Annotated in this window: 26 protein-coding genes; 16 read left to right on the top strand and 10 right to left on the bottom strand. The window is 65.0% G+C overall.

Annotation, left to right across the window (positions count from 1 at the left end):
• Position 1 precedes the first annotated feature (1 nt).
• Complete coding sequence (locus ACIBW7_RS16995; protein WP_397047172.1) at positions 2-376, top strand: arsenate reductase family protein; 375 nt, start codon at positions 2-4, stop codon at positions 374-376.
• A 27-nt stretch (positions 377-403) separates the two neighbouring features.
• Positions 404-1,084 (top strand): TIGR00266 family protein, encoded by a 681-nt coding sequence (locus tag ACIBW7_RS16990; RefSeq protein ID WP_063037160.1) that lies wholly within the window; start codon positions 404-406, stop codon positions 1,082-1,084.
• Between the two features lie 214 nt (positions 1,085-1,298).
• Here ACIBW7_RS16990 and ACIBW7_RS16985 read toward each other — a convergent pair whose 3' ends face one another.
• Positions 1,299-1,808, bottom strand: coding sequence for an NUDIX domain-containing protein (locus ACIBW7_RS16985; RefSeq protein WP_397048133.1), 510 nt, complete (start codon positions 1,806-1,808; stop codon positions 1,299-1,301).
• Between the two features lie 459 nt (positions 1,809-2,267).
• Here ACIBW7_RS16985 and ACIBW7_RS16980 point away from each other — a divergent pair, with 459 nt between their 5' ends.
• Complete coding sequence (locus ACIBW7_RS16980) at positions 2,268-2,420, top strand: hypothetical protein (RefSeq protein ID WP_397047171.1); 153 nt, start codon at positions 2,268-2,270, stop codon at positions 2,418-2,420.
• 222 nt (positions 2,421-2,642) lie between these two features.
• Complete coding sequence (locus tag ACIBW7_RS16975; RefSeq protein ID WP_397047170.1) at positions 2,643-2,942, top strand: hypothetical protein; 300 nt, start codon at positions 2,643-2,645, stop codon at positions 2,940-2,942.
• A gap of 1,005 nt (positions 2,943-3,947) precedes the next feature.
• Here ACIBW7_RS16975 and ACIBW7_RS16970 read toward each other — a convergent pair.
• Both ACIBW7_RS16970 and ACIBW7_RS16965 read right to left on the bottom strand, forming a co-directional pair.
• On the bottom strand, positions 3,948-4,493 hold the full coding sequence (locus ACIBW7_RS16970; protein ID WP_397047169.1) for a GNAT family N-acetyltransferase: 546 nt from the start codon (positions 4,491-4,493) through the stop codon (positions 3,948-3,950).
• 58 nt (positions 4,494-4,551) lie between these two features.
• Entirely contained in the window at positions 4,552-5,427 is an 876-nt protein-coding gene (locus tag ACIBW7_RS16965) for a helix-turn-helix transcriptional regulator (protein ID WP_397047168.1), read from the bottom strand.
• A 152-nt stretch (positions 5,428-5,579) separates the two neighbouring features.
• Between ACIBW7_RS16965 and ACIBW7_RS16960 the strand changes: the two genes are divergently transcribed.
• The 5 genes from ACIBW7_RS16960 to ACIBW7_RS16940 are packed head-to-tail and all read left to right on the top strand — an operon-like array spanning position 5,580 to position 8,955.
• Entirely contained in the window at positions 5,580-6,002 is a 423-nt protein-coding gene (locus ACIBW7_RS16960; protein ID WP_397048131.1) for a cupin domain-containing protein, read from the top strand.
• A gap of 51 nt (positions 6,003-6,053) precedes the next feature.
• A complete protein-coding gene (locus ACIBW7_RS16955; protein ID WP_397047167.1) occupies positions 6,054-7,091 on the top strand; it encodes a zinc-dependent alcohol dehydrogenase family protein in 1,038 nt (345 codons plus the stop codon).
• A gap of 27 nt (positions 7,092-7,118) precedes the next feature.
• Positions 7,119-7,493, top strand: a complete 375-nt coding sequence (locus ACIBW7_RS16950) for a DUF2255 family protein (RefSeq protein ID WP_397047166.1) — start codon at positions 7,119-7,121, stop codon at positions 7,491-7,493.
• Positions 7,494-7,505: 12 nt separating this feature from the next.
• The gene (locus ACIBW7_RS16945) at positions 7,506-8,027 is read left to right on the top strand and encodes a hypothetical protein (protein ID WP_397047165.1); all 522 of its coding nucleotides are present in this window, start codon (positions 7,506-7,508) and stop codon (positions 8,025-8,027) included.
• 40 nt (positions 8,028-8,067) lie between these two features.
• Positions 8,068-8,955, top strand: a complete 888-nt coding sequence (locus ACIBW7_RS16940) for an aldo/keto reductase (RefSeq protein WP_397047164.1) — start codon at positions 8,068-8,070, stop codon at positions 8,953-8,955.
• A gap of 380 nt (positions 8,956-9,335) precedes the next feature.
• Here the strand turns inward: ACIBW7_RS16940 and ACIBW7_RS16935 are convergent, their stop codons facing one another.
• Together ACIBW7_RS16935 and ACIBW7_RS16930 are read right to left on the bottom strand one after the other, a co-directional pair.
• The gene (locus tag ACIBW7_RS16935) at positions 9,336-9,518 is read right to left on the bottom strand and encodes a hypothetical protein (protein ID WP_397047163.1); all 183 of its coding nucleotides are present in this window, start codon (positions 9,516-9,518) and stop codon (positions 9,336-9,338) included.
• Between the two features lie 24 nt (positions 9,519-9,542).
• Positions 9,543-10,436, bottom strand: a complete 894-nt coding sequence (locus ACIBW7_RS16930; RefSeq protein ID WP_397047162.1) for a hypothetical protein — start codon at positions 10,434-10,436, stop codon at positions 9,543-9,545.
• A 235-nt stretch (positions 10,437-10,671) separates the two neighbouring features.
• Between ACIBW7_RS16930 and ACIBW7_RS16925 the strand changes: the two genes are divergently transcribed.
• Positions 10,672-11,160: a hypothetical protein gene (locus ACIBW7_RS16925; protein WP_397047161.1), complete on the top strand. Its 489-nt coding sequence runs from the start codon at positions 10,672-10,674 to the stop codon at positions 11,158-11,160.
• Between the two features lie 448 nt (positions 11,161-11,608).
• The gene (locus tag ACIBW7_RS16920; RefSeq protein WP_397047160.1) at positions 11,609-12,298 is read left to right on the top strand and encodes a class I SAM-dependent methyltransferase; all 690 of its coding nucleotides are present in this window, start codon (positions 11,609-11,611) and stop codon (positions 12,296-12,298) included.
• A 23-nt stretch (positions 12,299-12,321) separates the two neighbouring features.
• Here ACIBW7_RS16920 and ACIBW7_RS16915 read toward each other — a convergent pair whose 3' ends face one another.
• On the bottom strand, positions 12,322-13,746 hold the full coding sequence (locus ACIBW7_RS16915; RefSeq protein WP_397047159.1) for a short-chain fatty acyl-CoA regulator family protein: 1,425 nt from the start codon (positions 13,744-13,746) through the stop codon (positions 12,322-12,324).
• 155 nt (positions 13,747-13,901) lie between these two features.
• Between ACIBW7_RS16915 and prpD the strand changes: the two genes are divergently transcribed.
• Genes prpD through ACIBW7_RS16900 form a run of 3 tightly spaced genes read left to right on the top strand, consistent with a single transcriptional unit; the run spans position 13,902 to position 17,442 of the window.
• A complete protein-coding gene (prpD, locus tag ACIBW7_RS16910; protein WP_397047158.1) occupies positions 13,902-15,404 on the top strand; it encodes a 2-methylcitrate dehydratase PrpD in 1,503 nt (500 codons plus the stop codon).
• Positions 15,404-16,318: a methylisocitrate lyase gene (gene prpB / locus ACIBW7_RS16905; protein WP_397047157.1), complete on the top strand. Its 915-nt coding sequence runs from the start codon at positions 15,404-15,406 to the stop codon at positions 16,316-16,318. Before prpD ends, prpB begins: the two co-directional genes overlap by 1 nt.
• Positions 16,318-17,442 carry a bifunctional 2-methylcitrate synthase/citrate synthase gene (locus ACIBW7_RS16900; RefSeq protein ID WP_397047156.1) on the top strand — a complete coding sequence of 375 codons (1,125 nt, stop codon included), beginning with the start codon at positions 16,318-16,320 and terminating at the stop codon, positions 17,440-17,442. Before prpB ends, ACIBW7_RS16900 begins: the two co-directional genes overlap by 1 nt.
• 601 nt (positions 17,443-18,043) lie before the next feature.
• On the opposite strand, the gene ACIBW7_RS16895 is transcribed toward ACIBW7_RS16900, so the two are convergent.
• Positions 18,044-18,484 carry a hypothetical protein gene (locus tag ACIBW7_RS16895; RefSeq protein ID WP_397047155.1) on the bottom strand — a complete coding sequence of 147 codons (441 nt, stop codon included), beginning with the start codon at positions 18,482-18,484 and terminating at the stop codon, positions 18,044-18,046.
• A gap of 458 nt (positions 18,485-18,942) precedes the next feature.
• Complete coding sequence (locus tag ACIBW7_RS16890; protein ID WP_397047154.1) at positions 18,943-21,447, bottom strand: hypothetical protein; 2,505 nt, start codon at positions 21,445-21,447, stop codon at positions 18,943-18,945.
• Between the two features lie 581 nt (positions 21,448-22,028).
• On the opposite strand from ACIBW7_RS16890, the gene ACIBW7_RS16885 reads away from it, so the two are divergent.
• On the top strand, positions 22,029-22,190 hold the full coding sequence (locus ACIBW7_RS16885; RefSeq protein ID WP_397047153.1) for a hypothetical protein: 162 nt from the start codon (positions 22,029-22,031) through the stop codon (positions 22,188-22,190).
• Here ACIBW7_RS16885 and ACIBW7_RS16880 read toward each other — a convergent pair.
• Positions 22,175-22,618 carry a pyridoxamine 5'-phosphate oxidase gene (locus tag ACIBW7_RS16880; protein WP_397047152.1) on the bottom strand — a complete coding sequence of 148 codons (444 nt, stop codon included), beginning with the start codon at positions 22,616-22,618 and terminating at the stop codon, positions 22,175-22,177. The genes ACIBW7_RS16885 and ACIBW7_RS16880 overlap by 16 nt on opposite strands.
• Positions 22,619-22,819: 201 nt before the next feature.
• On the opposite strand from ACIBW7_RS16880, the gene ACIBW7_RS16875 reads away from it, so the two are divergent.
• Positions 22,820-23,218, top strand: coding sequence for a hypothetical protein (locus ACIBW7_RS16875; RefSeq protein ID WP_397047151.1), 399 nt, complete (start codon positions 22,820-22,822; stop codon positions 23,216-23,218).
• A gap of 590 nt (positions 23,219-23,808) precedes the next feature.
• On the opposite strand, the gene ACIBW7_RS16870 is transcribed toward ACIBW7_RS16875, so the two are convergent.
• Positions 23,809-24,090, bottom strand: a complete 282-nt coding sequence (locus ACIBW7_RS16870) for a hypothetical protein (protein ID WP_397047150.1) — start codon at positions 24,088-24,090, stop codon at positions 23,809-23,811.
• Between the last annotated feature and the right edge of the window lie 214 nt (positions 24,091-24,304).

Below are 24,304 nucleotides of genomic sequence, written 5' to 3'. Positions count from 1 at the left end.
CATGACATCTGGGCAAACCGAGATCTGGCACAACCCGCGGTGCAGCAAGAGCCGCAATGCCACCGCACACCTGGAAGAGGCGGGCGTGGAATACACGGTCCGGCGCTATCTCGACGATCCGCCTACGGCGGCGGAATTGCGGACCGTGCTGAAGCGGCTGGGCGCCGAGCCGTGGGATATCACCCGCACCGGTGAGCAGATCGCCAAGGATCTGGGCGTATCCGGCTGGGGACGCACCGCCGCGGACCGGGAGCGCTGGATCGAGGCGCTGGCGGCGAATCCGCAGCTGATCCAGCGGCCGATCGTGCTCACAGCCGACGGCGGTGCGGTCGTCGCGCGCGATGAGCAGACCTTGGAATCGCTCGACCCTTCGTAGCCGAAATAGCCGGTAGGGTCGGCATTTATGAAGGTACAACTGCGTCATAGTCCGGCCTCCGCGGTCGCGCGGTGCTTCCTGGCCGGCGGCGAGCCCATGCGGGTCGAGAGCGGCGCCATGGTCGCGCATTCGGCGGGAGTTTCGTTGCAGGCCAAGGCCGAAGGCGGCATTCTTGCCGGGCTGAAGCGTTCGGTGCTGGCGGGCGAATCATTCTTCGTCTCGACCTTCACCGCACCGCCGCAGGGCGGCTGGGTCGATGTGGCGCCCGCATTGCCAGGCGACATGTTGAACCTGCAGATCACCCCCGATCGGCCGTTCTTCATCAGCCGCGGCGGTTGGATCGCGAACTCGCATGGCGTGCAGGTCGAGGGTAAATGGGGTGGTTTCGCGAACCTGTTCGGCGGCGAGGGCGGCTTCGGTCTGCGCGCGCACGGCGAGGGTGAGGTGGTCGTCGGTGTGTTCGGCGCGATCGATGTGATCGATCTGCAGCCGGGCGAGCCGATCACCATCGATACCGGCCATGTGGTGGCCTATGACCTGGCTATGAACTTCACCATCCGGCGCGCGGTATCCGGGCGGTCGATCCAGTCGCTGAAGTCGGGCGAGGGCTTCGTCTTCGACTTCACCGGCCCTGGCCGAGTGCTGCTGCAGACCCGCAACCCGGGTGCCTTCGCGGCTTGGGCGGGGTCGGTGGCGTCCTCGGGTTAGTCACCGGTTTTCATGGCCCTCTTACCTGCTGGACACCTAGCTCATGCAGAATGCAACTTTCATATCGGGTCCAGCAAGGGAATGTACATGGAGCTCCTCGAAGTCGTCGCGAACCTCTTCACCCAGGTCATGGGTGCTATGAGCGGTAGCGCCGCCTGACAGAACGCAGGCTCATCGGCCCATCAGGTCCTCGACCTGGTGGGCCGATGGCGTTTCAAGCCAGCAGCTGGCCGGTGAGGATGCGGGTATCGGGAACGAACGGCCAGCTCGGGTCGGCCAGATGTGCGCGCAGTTCGGCATCGGTCCACCACCAGCCGTCCACGATCTCCTCGGGCTGGTGCCGGATGGGCCCGTCGTAGCGCAACTCGTAGGCGAACAGATGGCAGCGCATCGGCGCGCCCTGCCAGATGCCGTCCCAGGACACGCTGGCCCGCAGGGGGAGCGGTGGTGCGTCGGCGGGCAGGACGATGCCGAGTTCCTCGGCGAGTTCACGGACCGCGGTCTGTGCCGGGGTCTCGCCGGGATCGACGACACCACCGGCCAGGCAGTCGTGCATACCGGCAAAGACCATCTTGGTATCGGTGCGACGGTGCACATAGACGCGTTCGCCATCGCCGGAGCGAACGAGCACACCCGCACTGGCATGCCAGATGCCGTCGCGATAGACGGTGGCCCGGTCGGCCGCGCCGATTTCGCGGCCCGCGGCGTCATAGACCGCGATCATCTCCGACTGAGGGTGCACGAACACCGGTCGAGAGTAACCTGATCTCCGCACGCCATCCTGAGACAGGACCGCCCCAGATGGTGCTCCGCACGCACTATGGGTGCAGATCCGCCCGTTCAGATAGTCGTGGCGCCCGTTCCGGTAGCGCAGAACCCGAGAGGCAGCTCCCTCGCCTCCACGTCTGTCGACATGCTCGACCAACTTGTCCATGAGAAGAGGCGAGATCGGTTGCCAGCGAACGGTTTCCCCCTTTCTCGCGCAAACGGATCAGGCGGTCTTGCGGCTCGAGGCCGGGCGGCCTCCCAGTTGAGAGCGCCTGCTCGTCGACAGGCTGCTTCGATGTGAATGCGCACAATGAGCGAGTCCGGTCGGTGTCGTTTCCGGTGGTCGCTGCCACCTGCTCGACCGCGATCACCTGGTCTCTCGTGCGGGCATGCCCCTTGGCGAGAACGTCGAACCGTGTTGTGCCGCACGTTGCTCTCGCCGACGCTCATCATTGAGATCGTCGAGCTGCTCAACCGCCGCCAGCATCCGGACACCGAGCGCCGGTACACCGGCTGGGAACTCGACCACGCCATCTGGCAGGCCCGGCGTCGCTTCCCTCCGCGCTGACCACGCACTCGGAGTGAGCTCGTCCGCCGCGTCCGCGGCGGGTGACACCTGAATCGGTGACTGGGCCAACGCGCGATCTGCGACTATTACGAGGGGGCGTTCGATCCACCAGTACCCCTGACATCCTCACCTCGAACTGTGAGGATGCTGCAAGGGGGGGCATCTCGATTACGACCTGACCATCCATTGAGGAGTTTCACGACAGCGGAAGGAACTGGACGGATGTTGCTGCTAACCCCCACTGCGATCGAGGCCGTTCGCACTATTACGTCCGCGGAGGGCACGCCGACGGATGCCGGGCTGCGAATCTCCGCGACCGGCGGCGCCGAGACGCTGCAGATGGCAGTCGCCGCTGGACCAGACGAGCAAGACCAGGTCTTGTCGGCTGAAGGAGCACGGGTCTTCCTGGACGAGCAGGCCGCCGCTTTCCTGGACGACAAGATCCTCGACACCGGGCTGGACCCGAACGGCGAAGGCGGCTTCGTCCTTGGCCAGCAGGACCAGGGCTCCACGGGCCGATGAACCGACTCTGATGACAATTGGTCCGGACCGATGGCGGCGGCGTCCGAAACGACGGGGCCGGGCGGTAACCGGCATGATGGGCTGTTCGTGGCAGCGGCGGTGGGCAGCAAATAACCTGTCATCGATGACGGTGGTGACCGGCCCGCACTGTTGCCCGCGGGCCCCGGGAAGCCAAAATCAAGCTGCCCCAGCCGCCAACGGCACTGGAATGCCGCGCACCCTGAAACACCGCCGCTAACTTGCGGCACATTTACAACGGGTCCGATCCCGATGCGAGACCCGGGATCCCGCAAAGCCCGACGCCGTCGACTCGGCTGCATCGAAGTGGTGAAGCCCGGGAACATCTCCTGGGCTTCACCCCCGGCTACCCTGCCTGGCGTTCGGGTCGGTCTGTGGCCATGCTGGCCGGCATGAATCGACGTCGACGGGGTGTGGTGAAACACTGCTGCGATAGCCATGCTTTCGCTACGATTCTGGTCGTTCCGGTGAATCGGAATGCTCATGACGGCGCAAGCGTCCCTGTAGCCGCCGTTCGCTGTACCGGACAGGGAGTTCCGGGCTGAAGAACCAACTCCCTTGTCCCTGTGCCAACACCATCGGCCTGGCAAGGGAGCCAGAATGAAGCGAACCGACGCAACAGCCCCCGCATTCGAACTTCTGTCGTACGTCCACGCGGCAGGCTTCGTCTCAGTGGACCACTTCATCGCGACGCTACGCGTTGACCCGCTGGCCGATACAACCCAGCTACCACCCCTCGCTCCGGCACTACCTTCTCGCCCCGGACGGCACCGCAAGTAAGGCTGCCGCCCGTCCAACCACCCTCCACGACAATCCTGTCCGCGAACGCCCGGAACAGACCCGTCGTCCCCCCACACCACGAACCCGTCGTGGTCGTCCGACGATCTCGATGCGCTCGGGGTGCGGTTCGAACACGAGCGGCTGCGACGGCCGGATCTGCCGACAACCGTTCGCGGGCGTCTTATCGACGGTCTGTGGAGCAGATGGTCATTCTCCTTCCAGGAGGGACCAGATGGTGCTGTCGTGGAAGTGGCCGTCGTCTTCGAGGGAGTACTCGCGTAGCACCGCGTCGCGGTGGAAGCCCAGGCGTGTCAGGAGTCGGATCGAGGGTTCATTGGTGGCGATCGTGTGGGCCTGGATGCGGTGCAGGTGCATGTGATCGAAGCCGAATCTCAGTATGGCGGTGAGTGCTTCGGTGGCGATGCCTTGTCCCCAGTGTGGTCGTGCGAGGTCGTAGCCGATCTCGGCGCGGCGATGGAAGCGTTGCCACGAGTTGAACCCGAACAGGCCGATGGGGCGGTTGTCGCGCCTGGTGATGGCCCACTGGATTTGCTCCTCGGCGGCGTAGGCGGTGCGCAGTGTGTTGATCAGGGCCTGAGCGTCGGACACGTCGCGATGGGGGCTGGAGTTGTAGCGCTGCGCGATGGGATCGCTGCGGAAGACGAATATGTCGCTCGCGTCGGCCGGATGCCATTCACGTAGTACCAGTCGCTCGGTCTCGAGGACCGGGAAGGCGGAGAAGTCGAAGACCACGCACTGAGAATGCACCCGTTGTGGACCCGCCTCGACGGAATCGCTGGTTTGATCCCGCTCAGGTGGGCTGGTGGGCGTTGTCGGTTGTGGCGGTCCAGGTGGCGAGGAGTTCGAGTGCGTCGGCGGTGGGGGTGTCCGGTGGTGCGGTGTAGACGAGGAGGGTGAGGCCGGGGTGGGCGGGGAACTCCATGGCTTCGAAGGCGAGGTCGAGGTCGCCGACGACGGGATGGTGGAGTTTTTTGTGGCCGGTGCGGTGGAAGCGGACGTTGTGGGCGGCCCATCGGGTGCGGAATTCGTCGCTGCGGGTGGAGAGTTCGCCGATGAGTTCGATCAGGTGTTTGTCGTCGGGGTTGCGGCCTGCTTCGGAACGCAGCATGGCGGCGATGTCGTCGGCGGCGCGTTCCCAGTCGGTGAAGAAGTCGCGGGCGGCGGGGTCGAGGTAGATGAAGCGGGCGGTGTTGGCGGGCCGGCGAGGGTCGGCGAGCAGGGGTGCGTAGAGGGCGCGGGCCAGTGAGTTGGCGGCGAGCAGGTCGTGACGGGCGTTGCGGACCCAGGCAGGTGCGTCGGTGATGGCGTCGAGGATCAGCTGAATTGTCGGGGTGACGCCGGGGATGGTTTTCGGTCGTCGTTGCCGCGTCGTGGGCGCCGGCCCGGCGGCGCGGGCGAGGTCGAACAGATGGGTGCGTTCCGCGTCGTCGAGTTGCAGGGCGCGGGCCAGGTTGTCGAGTACGGACTCGGAGACGCCTGTGAGATTGCCGCGTTCGAGGCGCACGTAGTAGTCGATGCTCACCCCTGCCAGCAGTGCAACTTCTTCGCGTCGCAGCCCTTTCACGCGGCGGTTGCCACCGTAGGCGGGTAGTCCGGCTTGGTCGGGGGTGAGCCGGGCTCGGCGGGTGGTGAGGAATTCCCGCACCTGAGCACGCTGACCGTCCATGCCTTCCACGGTAGGTGGGTTCGGACCCTCGCAGGGAGGTACTGCGATTACCTGGAACAGCCTGCACTCCCACCGTTTGCGGTTCGCGCGGTGTACTCGAACCTGTCATCAATTGCAGCAATCGATCAGCGACTCGCTTGGACGGGGTAATGATGCAGCGTTTGGTCTCACCGCCCTCGGGCAAGGGCCCGGCGGAGTGGTTCAACGGCCCGGTGTGGTTCGACCAGATCTATCAGGGGGCCGAGCCGTCTCGGGCGCGCGTGAATTCGGTGCATTTCGCGCCGTGCGCACGGACCGCGTGGCATACACATGCGGTCGGGCAGACCTTGCATGTCACCGAGGGTGTCGGTCTGGTGGCCACCCGGGACGGGCAGGTCATCGTGATGCGCCCTGGTGACACCGTCTACACCCCGCCCGGTGAGGGGCATTGGCACGGAGCGTGTTCCGAGCACTTCATGAAGCATCTGGCGATCTGGGACGGAACAGGTGACTCCGAGGTCCCGGAAACCACGTGGGGTGAACACGTCAGCGACGACGACTACGCCTGCGCCGACCGCCAACGCACCGGCGCCTGATCCCTGCCGGCACCGACGATCCGTTTTCCACTGCTCAGGAAAGGTTTTCTCATGCGAGCGACCTACATGTACGCACCGGGCGATGTCCGGGTGATCGATGTCCCGGACCCGGTGCTCGAGGATCCGACCGACGCGGTGGTGCGGGTGGTGCGCAGTTGTATTTGCGGCTCGGATCTACACCCCTATCACTCGATGTCCCCGACCGTGGACGGCAGTTCGATGGGGCACGAATTCGTCGGTGTGGTGGAAGATGTCGGCGCCGATGTCACCACTATCCGCAAGGGCGATTTCGTGATTGCGCCGTTCGCGTGGTCGGACGGCACGTGCGATTTCTGCCGCGAAGGGTTGCCGACCTCGTGCCGGCACGGTGGGTTCTGGAATTCCGGTGATGTGCGTGGTGGCCAGGCCGAAGCGGTGCGAGTCCCGTTGGCCGACGGCACCCTCGTCCCGGTCCCGGTCGCGGAGGACTCGCCGCTGATCCCGTCGCTGTTGACGCTGTCGGATGTCTACGGCACGGGCTACCACGCCGCGGTGAAGGGCCGCGTCGGCCAGGACACCACGGTCACCGTGATCGGTGACGGCGCGGTCGGGCTGCTGGCGGTGCTGTCGGCGCACCAGCTCGGCGCGCCGCGGATCATCCTGATGGGCCGGCACAAGGACCGCACCGATCTCGGCCGCGAATTCGGCGCCACCGATGTCGTGGCCGAACGCGGTGCGGAAGGTGTCGCCGCGGTTCGTGAGCTCACCCGCGGTGACGGCACCCATGTGGTGATCGAGGCGGTCGGCCATATGTCCGCCTACGAGCAGGCCGTCGGTGTGGTGCGTCCCGGCGGGGTGATCTCGCGGGTCGGTGTGCCGCAGTATGAGACCGCGCCGGTCGGATTCGCCAGCCTGTTCGGCCCGAACATCACCTTGACCGGCGGCCCGGCCCCGGCCCGCGCCTATATCGAGACCCTGCTGCCAGGGGTGCTCGACGGCAGCGTCGATCCGGGCAAGGTGTTCGACCGCGAGATCGGCCTGGATGCCGTCCCCGACGGTTACCGCGCCATGGACAACCGCGAAGCCCTCAAAATCCTGGTTCGACCCTGACCGGGTATTCGACAAGGAGTGATCGATATGACCGCATGGACCCGTGAACAACTCGACACGGTCGCCCGAGTCGACGAGATCGAGGTCTCGTCACTGCGCTCGGACGGTTCCGTGACCTCGCCGCGCATCATCTGGGCCGTCCGCGACGGCGACGAGGTCTACATTCGCTCGGTCAACGGCCCGACCGCCGCCTGGTACCGATCCACCCGGGCCCGGCATCAAGGCCGCCTGAACGTCGGCGATCTCGACCTCGATGTCTCTTTCGTCGATGTGGACGGGCAGATCAACGATCGAGTCGATGCCGCCTACCGCGACAAATACCGCCGCTACGCTGCCTCGATCATCGACTCGATCAACAGCCCGAACGCCGCGCAGACGACCATGCGCGTAGATCCCCGGTGAGGCAGGCGACCCATGCCTTGCAGTGAGACCGCTCGCGCCAACCACGAGGCCCTGTTTCCCGGCCACGTCTCCACCTGGCAGGTCACCGATCCGGAACTGATCGAGGTCTTCGACAACTTCGCCTTCGACGAGGTCTGGCGCCACAGCGACCTCGACCTGCGCACCCGGCTCATGACTCAGTTGGCCGCGCTGATCGCCTCCCATGCCGTGACCGAATTCCGTTACGGCAGCGCCCGAATCGCCCACCCGCTACCTGCCTACGACAACAACCCCGCCCACGCGTTCCAAGCCATGCTCGATCCGGCCAATGGTCTCGCCCCCGGCGACCCTGCCCGCATGGCCACCGCCATCATCGAAAGCACCGATACCGACCCCGCCCCGCTATGTATCGTGCTCGGCTCCGGGGCCTTCACCAGCACTATCGACACCCTCCACAACCGGATCGCGGCCTTAGAAGCACAAACCGACCTCGCCGCCTCCACCGACTACCCACTGCCGATAGCGACCCACCGGTCCGACGGCTCTTCGACATGAGTGGGCCCCACCCGCCACCACCATCAGAGAGGACGATCAAATGACCGCTGTACCGCTGCTCACCTTGAACAACGGCGTCCAGATACCGGCGATCGGACTCGGCGTCTTCCAAACGCCGCCTGCCGAAACCGGGGCCGCCGTCGAAGCCGCCCTGCAAACCGGCTACCGCCACATCGACACTGCGGCGGCCTACGGAAACGAACGCGAAGTCGGCGACGCGATCCGCCGCTCCGGACTCGACCGCTCCGAGGTCTTCGTCGAAACCAAAGTGTGGATCAGCGACTACGGCTACGACGCCACCCTGCACGCCTTCGACAAAAGCGCCACCAAACTCGGCGTCGACCACATCGACCTACTCATTCTGCACCAAGCACTTCCATCCCGATTCGACCTTACGATCGAGGCCTACCGCGCGCTCGAACGGCTGCTCGCTGACGGAAAAGTTCGCGCCATCGGCGTCAGTAACTTCATGCGCGACCACCTCGACCAGCTACTCGAAAAGACATCAGTCGTTCCCGCGGTGAACCAGATCGAAGTCCACCCCTACTTCCGCCAATCCGACGTCCTGGCCGCCGACACCGAATATGCGATCCGCACCCAAGCCTGGTCACCCATCGGCGGGATCACCTTCTACCGCGACAGCGGCCACACCAGCACCCTCGACGATCCGACCATCACGAAGATCGCCGCCACCCACGCCCGAACACCCGCTCAAGTCATGCTGCGCTGGGGCTTTCAACAAGGCCGCTCGGTCATCCCGAAATCCACCCACCCCCAACGCATCACCGAAAACTTCCACATCTTCGACTTCGATCTCACCACCGACGAACTCGCCGCCATCGATGCACTCGACACCGGTCTCCGCGGGGGTCCCGAACCCGACGACATCACCTTGGAAAGGTTCGGACGCGACATCCCGGAACCCTGACAATCCGCACACACAACCACCAGGCGCAGGTGTCAGCGGCACTAATGATCGCTGACCAGCGATGATCCCAAGGCTGCCTCGACTGTGGCGCCACGCTGTTCCCCATCGCAATCACCGAGGACAACGGGATCACCGGAGCCGTGAACGCGTTCCGAAGCCAGTACAACCCCTCAGAGGTGTACGTCCACCTGTCGGCGACCATCGCGCGCCGCTGTCCCGCCGCGGGTCCGAGTGTGGAGTCGCTCTCCAACCCGAACGCGCCCACCGCATGTGGCGGTCAATGCCGAGATCGGCATGCTGGTGAAGACCTTCCGGTCGAAGTCGATGATCGACAAGTCGCGGAAAGGATGTCGAACGTGAACGACCTGGACCTGGAGACGTCACGGCAGATGACCCTCGGCCATCACCTCGTATCTGCCGGTGGTGAGGATGAGGTGGCTGGTCTCGGCCAGTTCGGCGCATACCTGCTTGCCGTGGCCCGTGCTGGTCCGAATCTCGATCATCGCGAGCGGGTCGAATCCGATCGGTCCGTCGGTCGTGGGCCGTGAATCTGGCTGTGGCATCGGGCTTTTCGGTAAGTCCGGGTGCTACTTGTCCGCGTATTCGTGCACGGCGGTCAGATTCCCGAACACCGCGACCGCGACCGCGCCGCCGATGGCCAAGACGAAGCCGAGGATCGCCAGCCATTGCCACCCGGGTCGGGCGGTGTCGCCGAGTAGGAGTACTCCGATGATTCCTGGGATAACTGTTTCGCCGACGACCAGTGCCGCGGTGGCTCCGTTCACCGATCCGAGTTGCAGCGCTACGGTGTGCAGGTAGAACCCGCCGACACCGGCAATGGCGATCGTCCACGCGGCGGGGTCGGCGAGCAGTGTCGGCAAGCTCAGTGGATCGATGCCTCCAACGATGCGGACCGCGATCGCCAGGGCCCCGAACAGCAGTCCGGCGGTCAGTCCGGCGGTGACCGCGCCTCTGGATCCGAGGTGCCGCACGACCAGATGGCTGACGGTGAACAAGATTACGGCGGCGATCAGTACCCCCCAGTGCATCGCCGGGTCATCGCTGCCGCCGCCCTCATGTCCGGCGGCTGCGCCGAGCGCGGCCAGCGCCAGGATCACCGTGATGATCGCTATCCACTCGCGCGGGTGCAACTGGATGTCGAGCACCCTGATCCCTAGTACGGCGGTGATGATCAGGTTCGCGCTCATGATCGTCTGCGAGAGAAACAGTGGGATGAGTCGGGCGGATACCGAGTTCCCGACGAAGCCGACCGCGTCGAGCGCCGTGCCGACGATGAACCACACTGTCAACGCCGCCGCGACAGTGGAAGCGACAGTGGGAGCGCCGGTTTCGGTCAACTGCCCGCCGATACCGCGCGCCTCGGCCGTGGCAGCCGATCGGCGTGCGGCGTACGCCTGCAAGACCGAGGCCACCCCGTAACCCAGACAAGCGAGCAGGGCGGCGAAGAGGCCGATCAACATGTCGTCGGTGCTTTCGGTCTATGCACGTTCACCAATCGCTCGGGTCGTCGCCACCGGAGTTGTCGTCGTTGTCCCATGCCCGATCCGGATCTATCGGCGCAGCGCTAAGCGTATCCAGATCGCAGCGCAACCTGCTGAGCCTGGCCTACGACACGATCGTTTGGTGCCGATATCAGATCAACGGCGAAGAGCCGTTCTATTCCCACGTCAACCGACGCGTGCGCGATCATGAAGGATGGCCACACACCCGGCCGCCACCAAGCTGCAGGACACCACGGCCCTCTGGAGCGCAGGTTTGGGCTCGCCGGCCGAGGTGGTGATGGCCGCCTGTGACGCACTGGTCGCCGGACTCGACGGTCCGGCGCTGCAGGTCCTTGCGAGCATCTCCCTGCGTGACGCTGGCTACGACCTGCGCGAACACCTCCCCGCTGCTCTCGAGGAGCAAGGTCTCGAGTTCTACGACCGGGACTCCGTAACGGCCCGCGAGGCAGCCGTTCGCGCTCTCGCCCGCCAACTGCTGGCGGGCTCGCTCACACCCCGTCAACTCGCCCGGCAGTCCCACCGAGCCTTCGGTCACGAACTGCCGCTTGCCGAATCTCTCGCCTGCCTCGATGACGAGTACGACACGATCGAGTACAGCAGCAGGACTGTCCAGGAGATAGACGACGATGTTGCCACCGAGGCCCGCAGGATCGTCAGTAGCACGGACCCCACGAAGCGGTGACCGGGTTCGAAGACGCGCTCAGAATCAACCGCCTTGTGCCCAGCGCTCAACCCTGTTCCCCTCGATGATCTTGATCATCGAACCACTACAGAAGAGCAGCTATAGAACGAATGCGCCGCCGCCGCACTTCCTGTTCCCAGGAAGCCGGACCTTGGACGCGCCGATCGCGGCGACCACGCTCACCGTTCGGCTCACCGCCTCGATTTCGCCAAGGCGACGACCGAGGTGCTGACCGACCTCGGCTCCGAAGTCGGCGCCGCATCACTGAGTGCCTGACCCGAGGCCCGCGTGTTGTCCCAGGGTTCGCGCGGGCATTCGGAAGAATCGACGGTCGTCGTCGATCTTGTTTCTGGACGGACCCGAGAGCACGAGCATCAATTCGGTGGTGGGAGGATGCGTGGACTGGGAAGCGTGGCAACGAAGCTGGGATCGCCAGCAGGAGCTGTATATGCCCGATCGCGAGGAGCGATTCCGGGTGATGCTCGAGGTGGTCGAGGCGAGCGCCGGGAAGGCGCCACGAGTGCTGGATTTGGCGTGTGGGACCGGCAGTATCAGCCGTCGGCTCTTCGCCCAGCTACCGGAGGCGAGTTCGGTTGCGGTGGATAGGGATCCCACCCTGCTCGCGATGGCGAGGGGATCCTTCGACGGGGATGCCCGCATCTCGTTCGTAGTTGCCGACCTGGAGGAACCGGGGTGGACGCGGGCACTGCCGGCCCAACCGTTCGACGCCGTGCTGACCGCGACATCCACGCACTGGATGCAACCAGAGACGTTGGCGCGGCTGTACGCGGAGCTGCGGCCGCTGGTGCGCCCGGGTGGGGTTTTCGTCAACGCCGATCACATGCCCGATCCCCAGAGCCCGTTGCTCAACGCTCTGGACGAGATCATTCAAAGCGTCCACCAGGAGCGTGCCCGCGCCAAGGGAGCACGCGATTGGGACCAGTGGTGGACCGACGTCGCCGCTGACCCGGTGCTCGCCGGCGAATTCGCCGCCAGCCGTGCGATCTTCGAAGGACGGGTCAAGGGGGTGCCGCATCCGCTGACCTGGCATCGGGCTCGACTGCGCGAGGCCGGATTCGCCGAGACCGGGGTGGCGTGGCAGTCCATCACCGATGCGGTGGTCGTAGCGATCCGGTGACAACCACCAGAGGTTGTCCGGCCTCAGGCCGCTGTCGTCGGTACGTAGGGGATATTCAGGGAACTGTTGTCGTCGACGCGAATCGGGCGACCCAGTTGCGGGAAGGCGCGTTGCGCGCAGTCGGTGCGCTCGCAGACCTTGCAGCCCGCGCCGATCGGCACCGCTGTGCTCGGGTCGTCGATGGGCAGCCCGTGGGAGTAGACGAGCTTGTCGGCATAGGCCAGATCGCAGCCGAGTCCGATGGCGAAATCCCTTTTGGGCGACAGATATCCGGGTGTTTTCTCGTCGGTGGTGCGTGCCAGCCACAGGTAGTTGCGTCCGTCGGGCATCTGCGCGATCTGGGTGCGGATGCTGCCCGGGGTGGCGAATGCTTCGTGTACCACCCACAGCGGGCAGCTGCCGCCGACGCGGGAGAAGTGAAATGCGGTGGCGGACTGGCGTTTCGAGATGTTTCCCGCACGATCGGTGCGGACGAAGAAGAAAGGCACTCCGCGCTTGCCGGGGCGTTGCAGCGTGGACAGGCGGTGGCAGACGGTCTCGAAGCCGACCTCGAATTTGGTGGTGAGTAGTTCGATGTCGTAGCGCAGGGTTTCGGCCGCGTCCCGGAACTGGGTGTAGGGCAGGATCAGTGCCCCGGCGAAGTAGTTGGCCAATCCGATGCGCAGCAGCCCGCGAGAATGCTCGGGCATGGTTTCGGCTGCCTCGATCAGGTCCGCGATGGTGTCGGCCTGTGTGAGGAAGGCCAGTTGCGTGGCCAATTGAAAGGCGCGCTGTCCAGCGGTGAGCCGTCGCGCCAGTGTCAGTACGCGACCGTCGGGGTCGTAGACCCGTTTGGGGCCGGGGTGATCGGGATCGTCGGTGCGGATCACCACCGCGATGCCGTGCTGTTCACGCAGTAGTCCGGTCAGTTGCAGGTCGAGTCCGCCGAGGCTCAGCCCGTTGCGGGCGAACAACTCTTCGGCTGCGATGTCGAGTTCGGGGATGTGGTTGCGCCGGTCGTAGAAGTAGTCGCGAACGTCCTCGAAGGGCATCGTGGCAGCGGTTTCGCCGACGTTGCCATCGATTCCGGCCGCGACACGTTCCATCTGCTCGGTGGCTCCACGCAGCCGTCGATGCAGACCGACGAGCAGGCGCGCGGCCGCTGGAACGCGGGCCACCAGATCCTCCATCTCGGCGGTGGTGATGGACATCCCTTCTGGATCCTCGGCGAACACGTCCTGCAGGTCGGCGATGAGCCGGGCATCGGTGTCGGCGGCGAAGAAACCCACATCCAGATCGAAGCCGGCATTGAGGCGCAGCAGCACCGGCACGGTGAGCGGGCGCTGATCGTGCTCGAGCTGGTTGATGTAGCTGACCGAGAGTCCGAGCGCCTTCGCCAGCGCCGACTGCGACAGCCCCCGCTGGTCTCGCAGCGCCCGCAACCGGCCGCCCGCGTACATCTTCTGCATAAGAAAAATGTAGCAAAAGCAATTTCCACAACTTTCGCAAATTCACAGGTGTTGTTCCACAAAAATAGGCATTTGCGGGGGATTTCCACTGTCGACGCCGCTGTGTAGCGTGCGAAATATGCCGGTGAAATCGACGTCCTGGGAGGACCCCGACCGTGAAGAATCATCTCGTCCGCACCCACCGCTCCGCGGAGGACTTTCCGCGCGAAGAGCACCTTGCCTGGCGGATTGCCGAGGTAGCCGTGGATGCCGTTTCGGTCACCGCTGAGACCGAAGAGATGATCGTCAACCGGATCATCGACAACGCCGCGGTCGCCGCGGCCTCGCTCACCCGCCGCCCCGTCGTCAACGCCCGCGCCCAAGCGCTCGCGCACCCCTATCGGCCCGGTTCGACCCTATTCGGCGTGGGCGGCTCGTACTCGCCGGAATGGGCGGCCTGGGCCAACGGGGTCGCGGTGCGCGAACTCGACTTCCACGACACCTTCCTGGCCGCCGAGTACTCACATCCCGGCGACAACATTCCGCCCATCCTGTCCGTCGCCCAGCACGCCGGCCGCTCGGGCCGCGATCTGATCCGCGGACTCGCGACGGGGTACGAGATCCAGATCGACCTGGTTCGCGCGATCTGCCTGCACGAGCACAAGATCGACCACGTGGCCCACCTGGGCCCCTCGGCCGCCGCCGGTATCGGCACCCTGCTCGGCCTGGACACCGAAACCATCTACCAGGCCATCGGCCAGGCGCTGCACACCACCACCGCCACCCGCCAATCCCGCAAGGGCGAGATCTCGAGCTGGAAGGCCTACGCGCCCGCTTTCGCCGGGAAGATGGCCGTCGAGGCCGTCGACCGCGCGCTGCGCGGTGAGGGCGCACCGTCGCCGATCTGGGAGGGCGAGGACGGTGTGATCGCCTGGCTGCTCGGTGGTCCGGACAAGGAATACGCGGTGCCGCTGCCAGGTCCGGGCGAGCCCAAGCGCGCCATCCTCGACTCCTACACCAAGCAGCATTCGGCCGAATACCAGAGCCAGGCGCCCATCGATCTGGCCCGCCGCATGCGCGAGCGCATCGGCGACCTGGATCAGATCGCGACCATCACGCTGCACACCAGCCACCACACCCACGTGGTGATCGGCACCGGCTCGAACGATCCGCAGAAGTTCGACCCCACCGCATCTCGCGAAACCCTCGACCACTCGGTCATGTACATGTTCGCGGTCGCCCTGCAGGACGGCAGCTGGCATCACGAGCGCTCCTATGCGCCCGAACGCGCGCAGCGGCCCGACACCGTCGAGCTGTGGCGCAAGATCTCCACCGCCGAGGATCCGGAGTGGACGCGCCGCTACCACTCCACGGATCCGAACGAGAAGGCGTTCGGGGCGCGGGCCGAGGTCACCTTGAAAAGCGGTGAGGTGATCGTCGACGAGCTGGCGATCGCGGACGCACATCCCCTCGGGACGCGGCCGTTCGCGCGTGCGCAGTACATCGCCAAGTTCCGCGCCCTCGCCGAGGGCGTGATCGAGTCCGCCGAGCAGGACCGGTTCCTCGAAGCGGTCCAGCGCGCGGGTGAGCTGTCCGCCGGTGAGCTGTCGGAGCTCACCTTCACTGTCTCCGCGGATGTGCTCGCCCGCGCGCCCCAGTCGCCGAAGGGACTGTTCTGATGACCGGACTGCTAGCTGCGACCACCTCCGCTGCGGACAAACGGGCCGCCTTTCGCGCGGGTCTGGCCTCCGATCGCATTCAACGCTTTCCTGGAGCTTTCAATCCGTTGGTGGCCAAGCTGATTCAAGAGATCGGCTTCGAAGGCGTATACGTCTCGGGTGCGGTGCTCTCGGCCGATCTCGGGTTGCCCGATATCGGGCTCACCACCCTCACCGAGGTGGCCGGGCGTGGGCAGCAGATCGCCCGGGTCACCGACCTGCCGGTGCTGATCGATGCCGATACCGGGTTCGGCGAACCCATGAGCGCGGCGCGGACCGTCACCATCCTCGAGGACGCGGGCATCGCCGGCTGCCATCTCGAAGATCAGGTGAACCCCAAGCGGTGCGGGCATCTCGACGGTAAGGCCGTGGTGCCCGCCGAGGAGATGGTGCGGCGGCTACGCGCGGCGGTATCCGCGCGCCGCGACCCGAATTTCGTCATCTGCGCGCGGACCGACGCCGCCGGGATCGAGGGCATCGATGCGGCGATCGAACGGGCCAAGGCCTACGCCGACGCCGGTGCGGATCTGATCTTCACCGAGGCCCTGCACACCGTCCCGGATTTCGAGAAGTTCCGTGCGGCGGTATCGGCCCCGCTATTGGCGAATATGACCGAATTCGGCAAGTCCGAACTCGTCCCCGCCTCGACGCTGGAGAAAATCGGCTACGACGCGGTGATTTACCCGGTGACCACACTGCGGCTGGCGATGTTCGCCGCTGAGGTCGGTCTGCGCGAAATACACTCTGCGGGAACACAATCCGGGCTGTTGGATCGCATGCAGCATCGCAGCCGCCTCTACGAGCTGCTGCAGTACGAGCGCTACAACGAATTCGATTCCGATATCTTCAATTTCACTCCGGGAAGGAACCGGTGATGACGGAGACCGCGACACCGACCATTCACAAGGGTCTCGCCGGCGTCGTCGTCGACACCACCGCGATTTCGAAGGTGGTGCCGGAAACGAATTCACTGACCTACCGCGGCTACGCGGTACAGGACCTGGCCGCGCACTGCAGCTTCGAGGAGGTCGCCTACCTGCTGTGGTACGGCGAATTGCCCAACGACACCCAGCTGGCCCAGTTCTGCCAGCAGGAGCGCGCGTCGCGTCGCGCCGACCGTTCGCTGCTGTCGCTGGTGACCAAACTGCCCGAGAACTGCCACCCGATGGACGTGGTGCGCACCGCGATCAGCTACCTCGGCGCCGAAGACCCACTCGAGGACGACAACTCCCCGAAAGCCAACCGCGCCAAGGCGCTTCGCATGATGGCGGTGCTGCCGACCATCGTGGCCGCCGATCACCGCCGCCGCCACGGCCTGGATCCCATTGCGCCGCACTCGGATATGGGCTTCGCCGAGAACTTCCTGAACATGTGCTTCGGCCGGGTGCCCGCGCCGGAGCTGGTCACGGCATTCGAGGTTTCACTGATCCTCTACGCCGAGCACTCCTTCAACGCCTCCACCTTCGCCGCCCGGGTGGTCACCTCCACGCTGTCGGACATCTACAGTGCGGTCACCGCCGCCATCGGCGCGTTGAAAGGCTCGCTGCACGGTGGGGCAAACGAGGCGGTCATGCACGACATGATCGAGATCGACGATCCCGCACTGGCCGAACAATGGATGCGCAACAAGCTGGCGCACAAGCAGAAGGTGATGGGCTTCGGCCACCGGGTCTACAAGAACGGTGACTCCCGGGTGCCGACCATGAAGCAAGCCTTCCTCGACATCGCCGCCGCCACCGACGGTCAGAGGTGGGTGCGCATGTACGAGATCCTCGAGCGCACCATGAACGAGGTCACCGGCATCGAACCCAACCTCGATTTCCCCACCGGCCCGGCCTATTACCTGCTCGGCTTCGATATCGAGGTGTTCACACCGATCTTCGTGATGAGTCGCATCACCGGCTGGACCGCCCACATCATCGAACAGGGCGAAGCCAATGCGCTGATCCGACCGCTGAGCGAATACGTCGGCGTGCCACAACGTTCCGTCGTCGCCTGACCCTGTTCCTGAGCACGAACAGCATTCGCTCGATGAACACGAACAACTGTTCGCCGCGCCGGCCGTGCGCGACGGCGCAGCGGCGCGCACTCTCGCCGAGCGTCGTGCGCTCGACGCGGGCCGCTCACTCGCCAACTGGCTGGTCGAGCGGTCGACCAGCCTGATCCACCTCGAAAACCACGGCATAGGTGCGCGCCGCCGCCAGGATGTGGTCCGCTTGCGCGCCACGTTCCCCGCGAGGTCCTCTCCCCGCTCGTGCCACCATGCTCCGCCATCTCCCTCTGCCGTTTCCGCACTCTCCCGACTGCCTGCGACAAAGTTTCCACATACGCTGAAATATGTTTCAGCTTACCGTGAAATCGAGTCCTCCTCCCGCAGCATGGCTGCGCGCAACTGTCCGAACACCGCAAAGGCAGTGGCCGCGACAGATTCGCTAGCAGGCGTTGAGATCTCTTGTGCAACAACGCCTCTGGACACCACGCGCGCATGTCGAGGCAGGTTTGGAGGCATACCGCCGGTGAAATGCGACCACGGGGCGAGTCCTGTTGGGGCGGAACGCGAGGGACGACAGGCGAATCCTGAGCATTGAATGCGAACGAGGTTATGCGGCGTCGCGATGTGGACGTTCGAGTGTTTTCCGCGCGCGTTCCAGTACTTGTCGCGGCTCGAAGTGGTCGGCCTGCCACGAGTCGGTGCCGATGCCCACCTTGCCGCGCCAGGCTCGCACGATCTTGGCGTGCACCGGCCATCGCACGAATCGGCGCATGTCCTGTTCCGATTCCCACACCGTGATGGATCCGCCGCGCTGCTCGGTGGGCCTGCCCCACAGCCACAGACCCACAGCGCCCTGCATGACCGGCCAGGTGTTCCCCAGCTCGAGCCCGATCTCGTAGATGCTGCGGACTTCCTCCTCGGACCGGGCCAGGAAGTCGGTCACACTGACGAACACACGCCCGGAAATATCCTGGCGCGGACCGGGTTTCCACGGCATGAGCACGATGCCGTCCGCGAACGGCTGTTCGGGAATCTCAATAGTACGCACATGCCTATAGTATGCATAGGCGTACTATTTTGGGAAGAGTGCGGTTCGAACTCAGCTGATCCGCGCAGAAGAGTGGAATCGAGGCAGCGGCCGATCCGAATGCGGGAAGCCGGTTCGGGCGGCCCGGGGCTGATGGTCGCACTGACGGGTCCGATTTGGCGACCGGTCCCAATCGAGCCGGGTCTGAGCCGCAAATGAGCGACAGCCGTTGCGGTGCAACGGCTGTCGTGTCGAACTGTGTCCGGAGGGGACTCGACCACTACGCACACGCCCTGACGCCGCCCGGCATCGACTCGTGCCAATGATCCCTTGTTCATCGGCACCGCCGATGTCACTCCGGTGGCGGCCGCGCACCTGATCGTGGTGTGCGCGGAGGTCGTGTTGTCCCTCCGAATCGGCCGGGAAGCGCCGTGGGCTTTCCAGCGCGCAGGCGCTTCCCGGTGTTTCGTGTTGGCGGGTCAGAGATCCATGAGATCGGCAGCGAGACTGGACAATTCGTTCCTATAGGTCGCGGCGAGTCCGACCAGTGAGTGGGCTTGGGCCTCCTGTGCTTTGACCATGGTTTCGAGAACCGTCACCCTTCGTCGAAGTTTCGCGATGATCCTCGCCTGATCGCTGATGATCGCTGCGTGATCGCTGATTCTCGCCGCTGCACCCTCACCGGCGGATGCCGGTTTCTCGGTGGCCAGGACGACTGAACTCGAATAGGTCACCAGGTCTTCTGCTCCGACCGCCACCAATCCCGCTTTCTCTTCGGACTCGACGCCTGTCTCGTCGTCGATCGCTATCGCATCTTCGGCTACGTCACTCTCGGTGGAACTGCCCTCGTCCTCAGCCTCTTGCTCGACCTCACCAGCGGTTTCGCCCTCGGCTACCTCTGCACGTTCCGCAACCGCGACCTCTGGCTCGGCCACCGGTTCGGCCTCCGGCTCTGCTGCCTCGGCAACCGCAGGCACTTCCTCGGCTATCGCGTGTACTTCGGCGGCGGCTTCCACCTCGGGGGACTGGTCCACGCTCTCTTCTTCAGTTACCTCGATGTCACCCACCTCGGCCACCGTCTCGTCCTCAGTTGGCGCTTCGCTTTCGGCAGCGACCACCTCGGCGGAGGCTTCGGTCTCGACATCCTCCTCCTCATCGTCAGCTGCTGCGTATTCTTCGGCCGCTTCCACACCTACCACCGCAGATTCCGCCTCGGCTTCGGCTCCCGCTGGTGGCTCACCCTCGGTTGCTGCCTGTCCCTGTTCAAGCGCTTCGACGACCCCCGCACCCTCGGCAACGGGTGACTCCGTCGCAGTTACCTCGGCACCCACCACCGCAGATTCCGCCTCGGCTTCGGCCCCCGCTGGTGGCTCACCCTCGGTTACTGCCTGTCCCTGTTCAAGCGCTTCGACGACCCCCGCACCCTCGGCAACGGGTGACTCCGTCGCAGTTACCTCGGCCGCCAGCTCTGTCACGTCGGACGCTTCCGCCTCGGGGGCGGTGGCCGCATGTTCTTCGTCGGCGGCTTCGCCCACAACTGCTTCAGCCTCGGGCACCTCCTCGCCGTGTGCGGGTGCCTCGGCTTCAGCGGCCACCTCCGCCGCAGCGATCTGCTCGGCCTCGGCCTCCGCCTCCTCCGCAACGGTCGGTTCAGCCTCGGCGACTACCGCATCGCCGTCTTCTGCGGCGATGTCCACCTCGGCCGGTATTTCGGTCCTGACGTCCGCACCGCCTTCAGCTACCGCTACCTCGTCGGAGGCACGGACCATCTCCTCCTCGGCCACCGTCACCCCACCGTCGCCGGTGTCGGCGTCTTCCGTGATCTCGACTATGGCTTCGGCCTCGACTGCCGGTTCGGCTTCCGGCGCTTCACTTTCGGCGGCTGTTTCGGTGTCAGTCGCAGTGACGGGAGCGGTCTCGGTCATCGACTCTGTGCCGTCGGTCGAGCCTTCGGCGTCAGGTTGGGCTTCGCCTGCTTCGGTTTCGGCGGCGACTTCGTCTTCGGTGTCCACCCCGTCCGTTTCCGCAGCTGCATCCGCGACTTCGATTCCGTAGGCCTCGGCTGTCGGTTCGGCTTCCGGCGCTTCACTTTCGGCGGCTGTTTCGGTGTCAGTCGCAGTGACGGGAGCGGTCTCGGTCATCGACTCTGTGCCGTCGGTCGAGCCTTCGGCGTCAGGTTGGGCTTCGCCTGCTTCGGTTTCGGCGGCGACTTCGTCTTCGGTGTCCACCCCGTCCGTTTCCGCAGCTGCATCCGCGACCTCGACTCCGTAGGCCTCGACTGCCCCCTCGACTTGCGGCACTTCATTTTCGCCTGCTGTTTCGGCTTCGGTCTCGGCGGCAACAGCATCGGTTTCCGCGACCGGCGCCGCAGCTTCAGGTTGAACCTCGGCGGAGGCTTCGTCTTCGGCGGCGGTCGCCTCTGTTTCCTCGACCGTGTCGGCAAGCTCGGCTCCGGCCTCGGCTGTCGAGTCGGGTTGCGGCACTTCATCTTCGGCTGTGGGCTCGTCTTCGGCGGTTGTCTCACCCTCGACTGCTGCACTTTCGGTGACCGCCTCACCCTCAGCAACCGGATCGCTCTCGGCGGCGGAGGATTCACTGGCGTCGGGTGCCTCAGCTACGGGTTCCGCCTCAGTGTCGGCGACGGTCTCACCCTCGGCCACCACCACTTCACTCTCGGTAAATGCGGATTCAGCCCCTGGCGCTTCGGTACCTTCGGTCGCAGCTGTGGACTCCCACTCGGCCGCCATATCGTGCTCAGCCACCGATACCGTAATCTCCTGGGCTGCTTCACCTTCAGCAACCGCCGTTTCGTTCTCAGCCGCGGCTTCGCTCTCAGCGAGCGCGACTTCGCCCGCTCCGTCCCGCACTTCTACCTCGGCCACGGTGGCGGTCTCCGGCTCGGTCACCGCCACCTCGCCGTCGGTAGCTGTCGTCTCCTCTTCGGCGTCGTCGGTGGCGTGCGCCCGGTCGTCGATCGTCGTCATAATTGTCTGCCCTTTCGAACACTGCGATAGTTCCCCGGCTCGAGCCTCCGGAGGCCTATAGCGTCGCACGGGATCGAGGTTGCTGCCTCCGAATCCGGCGGTGCTGGTACGCAATTCAGCAGAAGTACGCAATCGACACCGATCTGTAACCCGAAGAGCCGGTGACGTCGTCCTGACGTGTTCCGAGCGGCTGCACTCTGTCCCGCGACTACGTACACACGACTCAGGTAAACCGATGATGCTGGCATGTTGCTGCGTAAGAGTAGAACTCGGGCGGCACGAACTGGCCGCACCCGATCTTGGTCACCCCTGCAAAGCCGCGAGGTCGCGCTCGTGACCGGAGTCGGCAGCGGAATGGGCGGAGCGACGGCGCTGCTGCTCGCCGACCGCACCGACGTTACCGATTGCCGATGTCGACCGTTCTCTCCATGAATGCGGTCCGCTGGCCGACACGAAATCCTGACTTCGTATGCCGCGGAACCAACGCTGCCCCAGTAGTGGGCTGCTCTACCTCGGATATACGCGCATCGACGGCCGGATGTGGCGAACAATGACGTTTTCGACTACCAGGATCGACCGGAGTGGCTGGAGCCACCGATCGGCGCGCCGCAATGCAGTTCGACAACATCTCGCTCTGGTCGAGCTACACCGAACAGCGCAACCTGGTACTCAGCGCGGTGAAATCGCAGAATCCACCGTTCAGTTATTACGGGATTCTTTCGCCGCCTCAGCCGTTGCCGTAGATGCGATCCGGGACGACGAGAACGACTGCGCGGCGCTCGGCAGCCATGACCCGGTCATATTCGTCCCAGTCGTCGTGCGTGCCACCCGCCGCAGTGAAAACCTCCCGCAGCATCTGCCGCAGCCGTTCGGCGTCGATGTCCGGCACCGGGTCGTCGGGACCCGCGATCCACACCGATCCCTCAACGGCCGCCCACGCCCACCCGACACGGACGACAACCGTCATACGCCCCCGAACACGGAGATTGTCCAATTTGCGCGTACCCCCGCGGACCACCATGCCCACAACGGTCTCGCCGGTCTGCGGGTGCGCCAACACACCTGCGTTGACGAGCGAGGACTGAACAGTGCCATCGGCCCGCGAGGTCGAGACGACGCAAAGGCCATGATCGCCGGCGATCAGCCGAGCGAAGTCCGCGATATCACCCACGGCCGAAGTCTACGGACCGTGGGCGACCATGCGGGCCTGCCGATGCCGAATCCGTGCAACCTCGAACACGCGGCCCGGCACAGCCGATCCAATGGGACGAGTTCGCCGCCTCGCGCCGTGATCATTGCCGGACGTGGCGAAGTCTGAATTACGCGAGGACACTGAAGGCGTAGCGCCGAATTCGACTCCAGGAGCAACGTGATGGCATCCGACAGGCCTTTCGGGATCGATCCGGAAGATTTCGAACGCGCGTTGCGGGAGGCGGGGATCGAATTCCGCGACCTGCTCGGAAAGGCCGGCGAGTACATCGATCGCACCACCGTGAGTACGCTGGCGTCGCTGCTGGGTCAGTTTGTTCCGCCGGAGCGCACGCGGCCACCGAAATCGGAGGGCGAGACGACCGGCGAGACCGGCAGTGGAGTGTGGGTCATCTACAGCATCGATGACGCCGGCGAGGCCAGGGTCGAGCAAGTTTTTCCGAGCGAGCTCGAGGCTTTGCGTGCGCATCGCGACAATACCGACGAACGCCGTCGCGTTCGGTTCCTGCCCTACGGTGTTCCCACAACCGCGCTGGGCACCCAAGTGCAGAGCCCTGATTGATGGCAGCGCAATTGGCGAGCAGTCGTGTCAGCGACGCCCACGTACTTCGCCGGCGGATATCGCTGTAGTCAGGACCACAAGCCCGGCAACCTCGCACGGACGTTGCCCCAGCGGGAACTCAGGCCTCGGCGCTGGCTGGATGAGGACCTCGAGAGCGGCTTGGTGCGGAGACCGCTCACGTTCATGGACTCGGCGGACCGGTCTGTCAGGACTCGATCGCGGGCCGGACGCGGTCAACCCCGCAGGCGGTCGGCGCGGCAGACGCCGCCGAGAGGTCGCGCGTCCCGCCACGACGTCTTGCGTTTCGAACTCTCCGGAAATTTTCGTGCCGTCCGGTGAGTTCTCCGAACGGCACGACACCCGGTGTTCAAGGAAGTCCCGGATGCACAGCGCGGAGAGCTATCTCGTTGGCACGCAAACGGAATCGTCAGAGTTCACCCAGCCGTGGCTACTGGCCACGGCGAATGAACGGTTTGATCGTGGCAAATTCACTGCAATAGCGCCTACTCGCCGGTGTGTAGCGTAGCGGCACAAAAGAAATCCGGCCCCGAGAGGTGGCTCGGACGAAGCGGTGATCTACCGAAACCGAATCAGGAAGCAGGCTTGGGCTGGGTCAGGTCCCGGATGCCGGTGATCGCATCGATGATGTTGACGATGGTGGAGGTGCCGTTGTTGAGGGCCGAGCTGCCGGAGTCGAGCGTGGCGGAACCGGTGGACGAGCCGGCCGAACCCGTGGATGAGCCACCGTCGGCCGAACCCGAGGCGGAGCCGGTGCCGGCGGAGGTGGCGGCGGAGGCTACCGCGACCGGGCCGAAGAACAGGGCGGCGGCGGAGACGGTGGTGGCGGCGACCAGGATCTTGCGAGAGAACATGTACGGAGCTTCCTTTCACGGATGGATAACGACGCCATCACGGCGCGCACCACAAATGTTATGAAGAAGAAATCTGCAAATCCACCCCTCTCATTGTGTGAATAATCACCGTTAATAATGGGCTAACTAAATACTATCGATATAGCACAATTTGATCTTCATTCCCTGATCTGAATTCGATGATCAAATTCGGTTGATTTATTCGAGGGTGCCG

It is taken from the genome of Nocardia sp. NPDC049526, from assembly GCF_044465765.1.
Classification (GTDB): domain Bacteria; phylum Actinomycetota; class Actinomycetes; order Mycobacteriales; family Mycobacteriaceae; genus Nocardia.
Note: the sequence above shows the minus strand (reverse complement) of the source record. Positions and strands in the feature narration are given on the sequence as shown.

Excerpts from the sequence above, each read along its gene's own strand:
- ACIBW7_RS16940 (WP_397047164.1), top strand. The coding sequence starts at position 8,068 with ATGACCGCTGTACCGCTGCTCACCTTGAACAACGGCGTCCAGATACCG.
- ACIBW7_RS16935 (WP_397047163.1), bottom strand. The coding sequence starts at position 9,518 with ATGCCACAGCCAGATTCACGGCCCACGACCGACGGACCGATCGGATTC.
- ACIBW7_RS16870 (WP_397047150.1), bottom strand. The coding sequence starts at position 24,090 with ATGTTCTCTCGCAAGATCCTGGTCGCCGCCACCACCGTCTCCGCCGCC.
- ACIBW7_RS16990 (WP_063037160.1), top strand. The coding sequence starts at position 404 with ATGAAGGTACAACTGCGTCATAGTCCGGCCTCCGCGGTCGCGCGGTGC.
- ACIBW7_RS16925 (WP_397047161.1), top strand. The coding sequence starts at position 10,672 with ATGGCCACACACCCGGCCGCCACCAAGCTGCAGGACACCACGGCCCTC.
- ACIBW7_RS16995 (WP_397047172.1), top strand. The coding sequence starts at position 2 with ATGACATCTGGGCAAACCGAGATCTGGCACAACCCGCGGTGCAGCAAG.
- ACIBW7_RS16875 (WP_397047151.1), top strand. The coding sequence starts at position 22,820 with ATGGCATCCGACAGGCCTTTCGGGATCGATCCGGAAGATTTCGAACGC.
- ACIBW7_RS16975 (WP_397047170.1), top strand. The coding sequence starts at position 2,643 with ATGTTGCTGCTAACCCCCACTGCGATCGAGGCCGTTCGCACTATTACG.
- ACIBW7_RS16890 (WP_397047154.1), bottom strand. The coding sequence starts at position 21,447 with ATGACGACGATCGACGACCGGGCGCACGCCACCGACGACGCCGAAGAG.
- ACIBW7_RS16950 (WP_397047166.1), top strand. The coding sequence starts at position 7,119 with ATGACCGCATGGACCCGTGAACAACTCGACACGGTCGCCCGAGTCGAC.
- ACIBW7_RS16955 (WP_397047167.1), top strand. The coding sequence starts at position 6,054 with ATGCGAGCGACCTACATGTACGCACCGGGCGATGTCCGGGTGATCGAT.
- ACIBW7_RS16985 (WP_397048133.1), bottom strand. The coding sequence starts at position 1,808 with ATGATCGCGGTCTATGACGCCGCGGGCCGCGAAATCGGCGCGGCCGAC.
- ACIBW7_RS16915 (WP_397047159.1), bottom strand. The coding sequence starts at position 13,746 with ATGCAGAAGATGTACGCGGGCGGCCGGTTGCGGGCGCTGCGAGACCAG.
- prpB (WP_397047157.1), top strand. The coding sequence starts at position 15,404 with ATGACCGGACTGCTAGCTGCGACCACCTCCGCTGCGGACAAACGGGCC.
- ACIBW7_RS16920 (WP_397047160.1), top strand. The coding sequence starts at position 11,609 with ATGCCCGATCGCGAGGAGCGATTCCGGGTGATGCTCGAGGTGGTCGAG.
- ACIBW7_RS16900 (WP_397047156.1), top strand. The coding sequence starts at position 16,318 with ATGACGGAGACCGCGACACCGACCATTCACAAGGGTCTCGCCGGCGTC.
- ACIBW7_RS16965 (WP_397047168.1), bottom strand. The coding sequence starts at position 5,427 with ATGGACGGTCAGCGTGCTCAGGTGCGGGAATTCCTCACCACCCGCCGA.
- ACIBW7_RS16930 (WP_397047162.1), bottom strand. The coding sequence starts at position 10,436 with ATGTTGATCGGCCTCTTCGCCGCCCTGCTCGCTTGTCTGGGTTACGGG.
- ACIBW7_RS16960 (WP_397048131.1), top strand. The coding sequence starts at position 5,580 with ATGCAGCGTTTGGTCTCACCGCCCTCGGGCAAGGGCCCGGCGGAGTGG.
- ACIBW7_RS16945 (WP_397047165.1), top strand. The coding sequence starts at position 7,506 with ATGCCTTGCAGTGAGACCGCTCGCGCCAACCACGAGGCCCTGTTTCCC.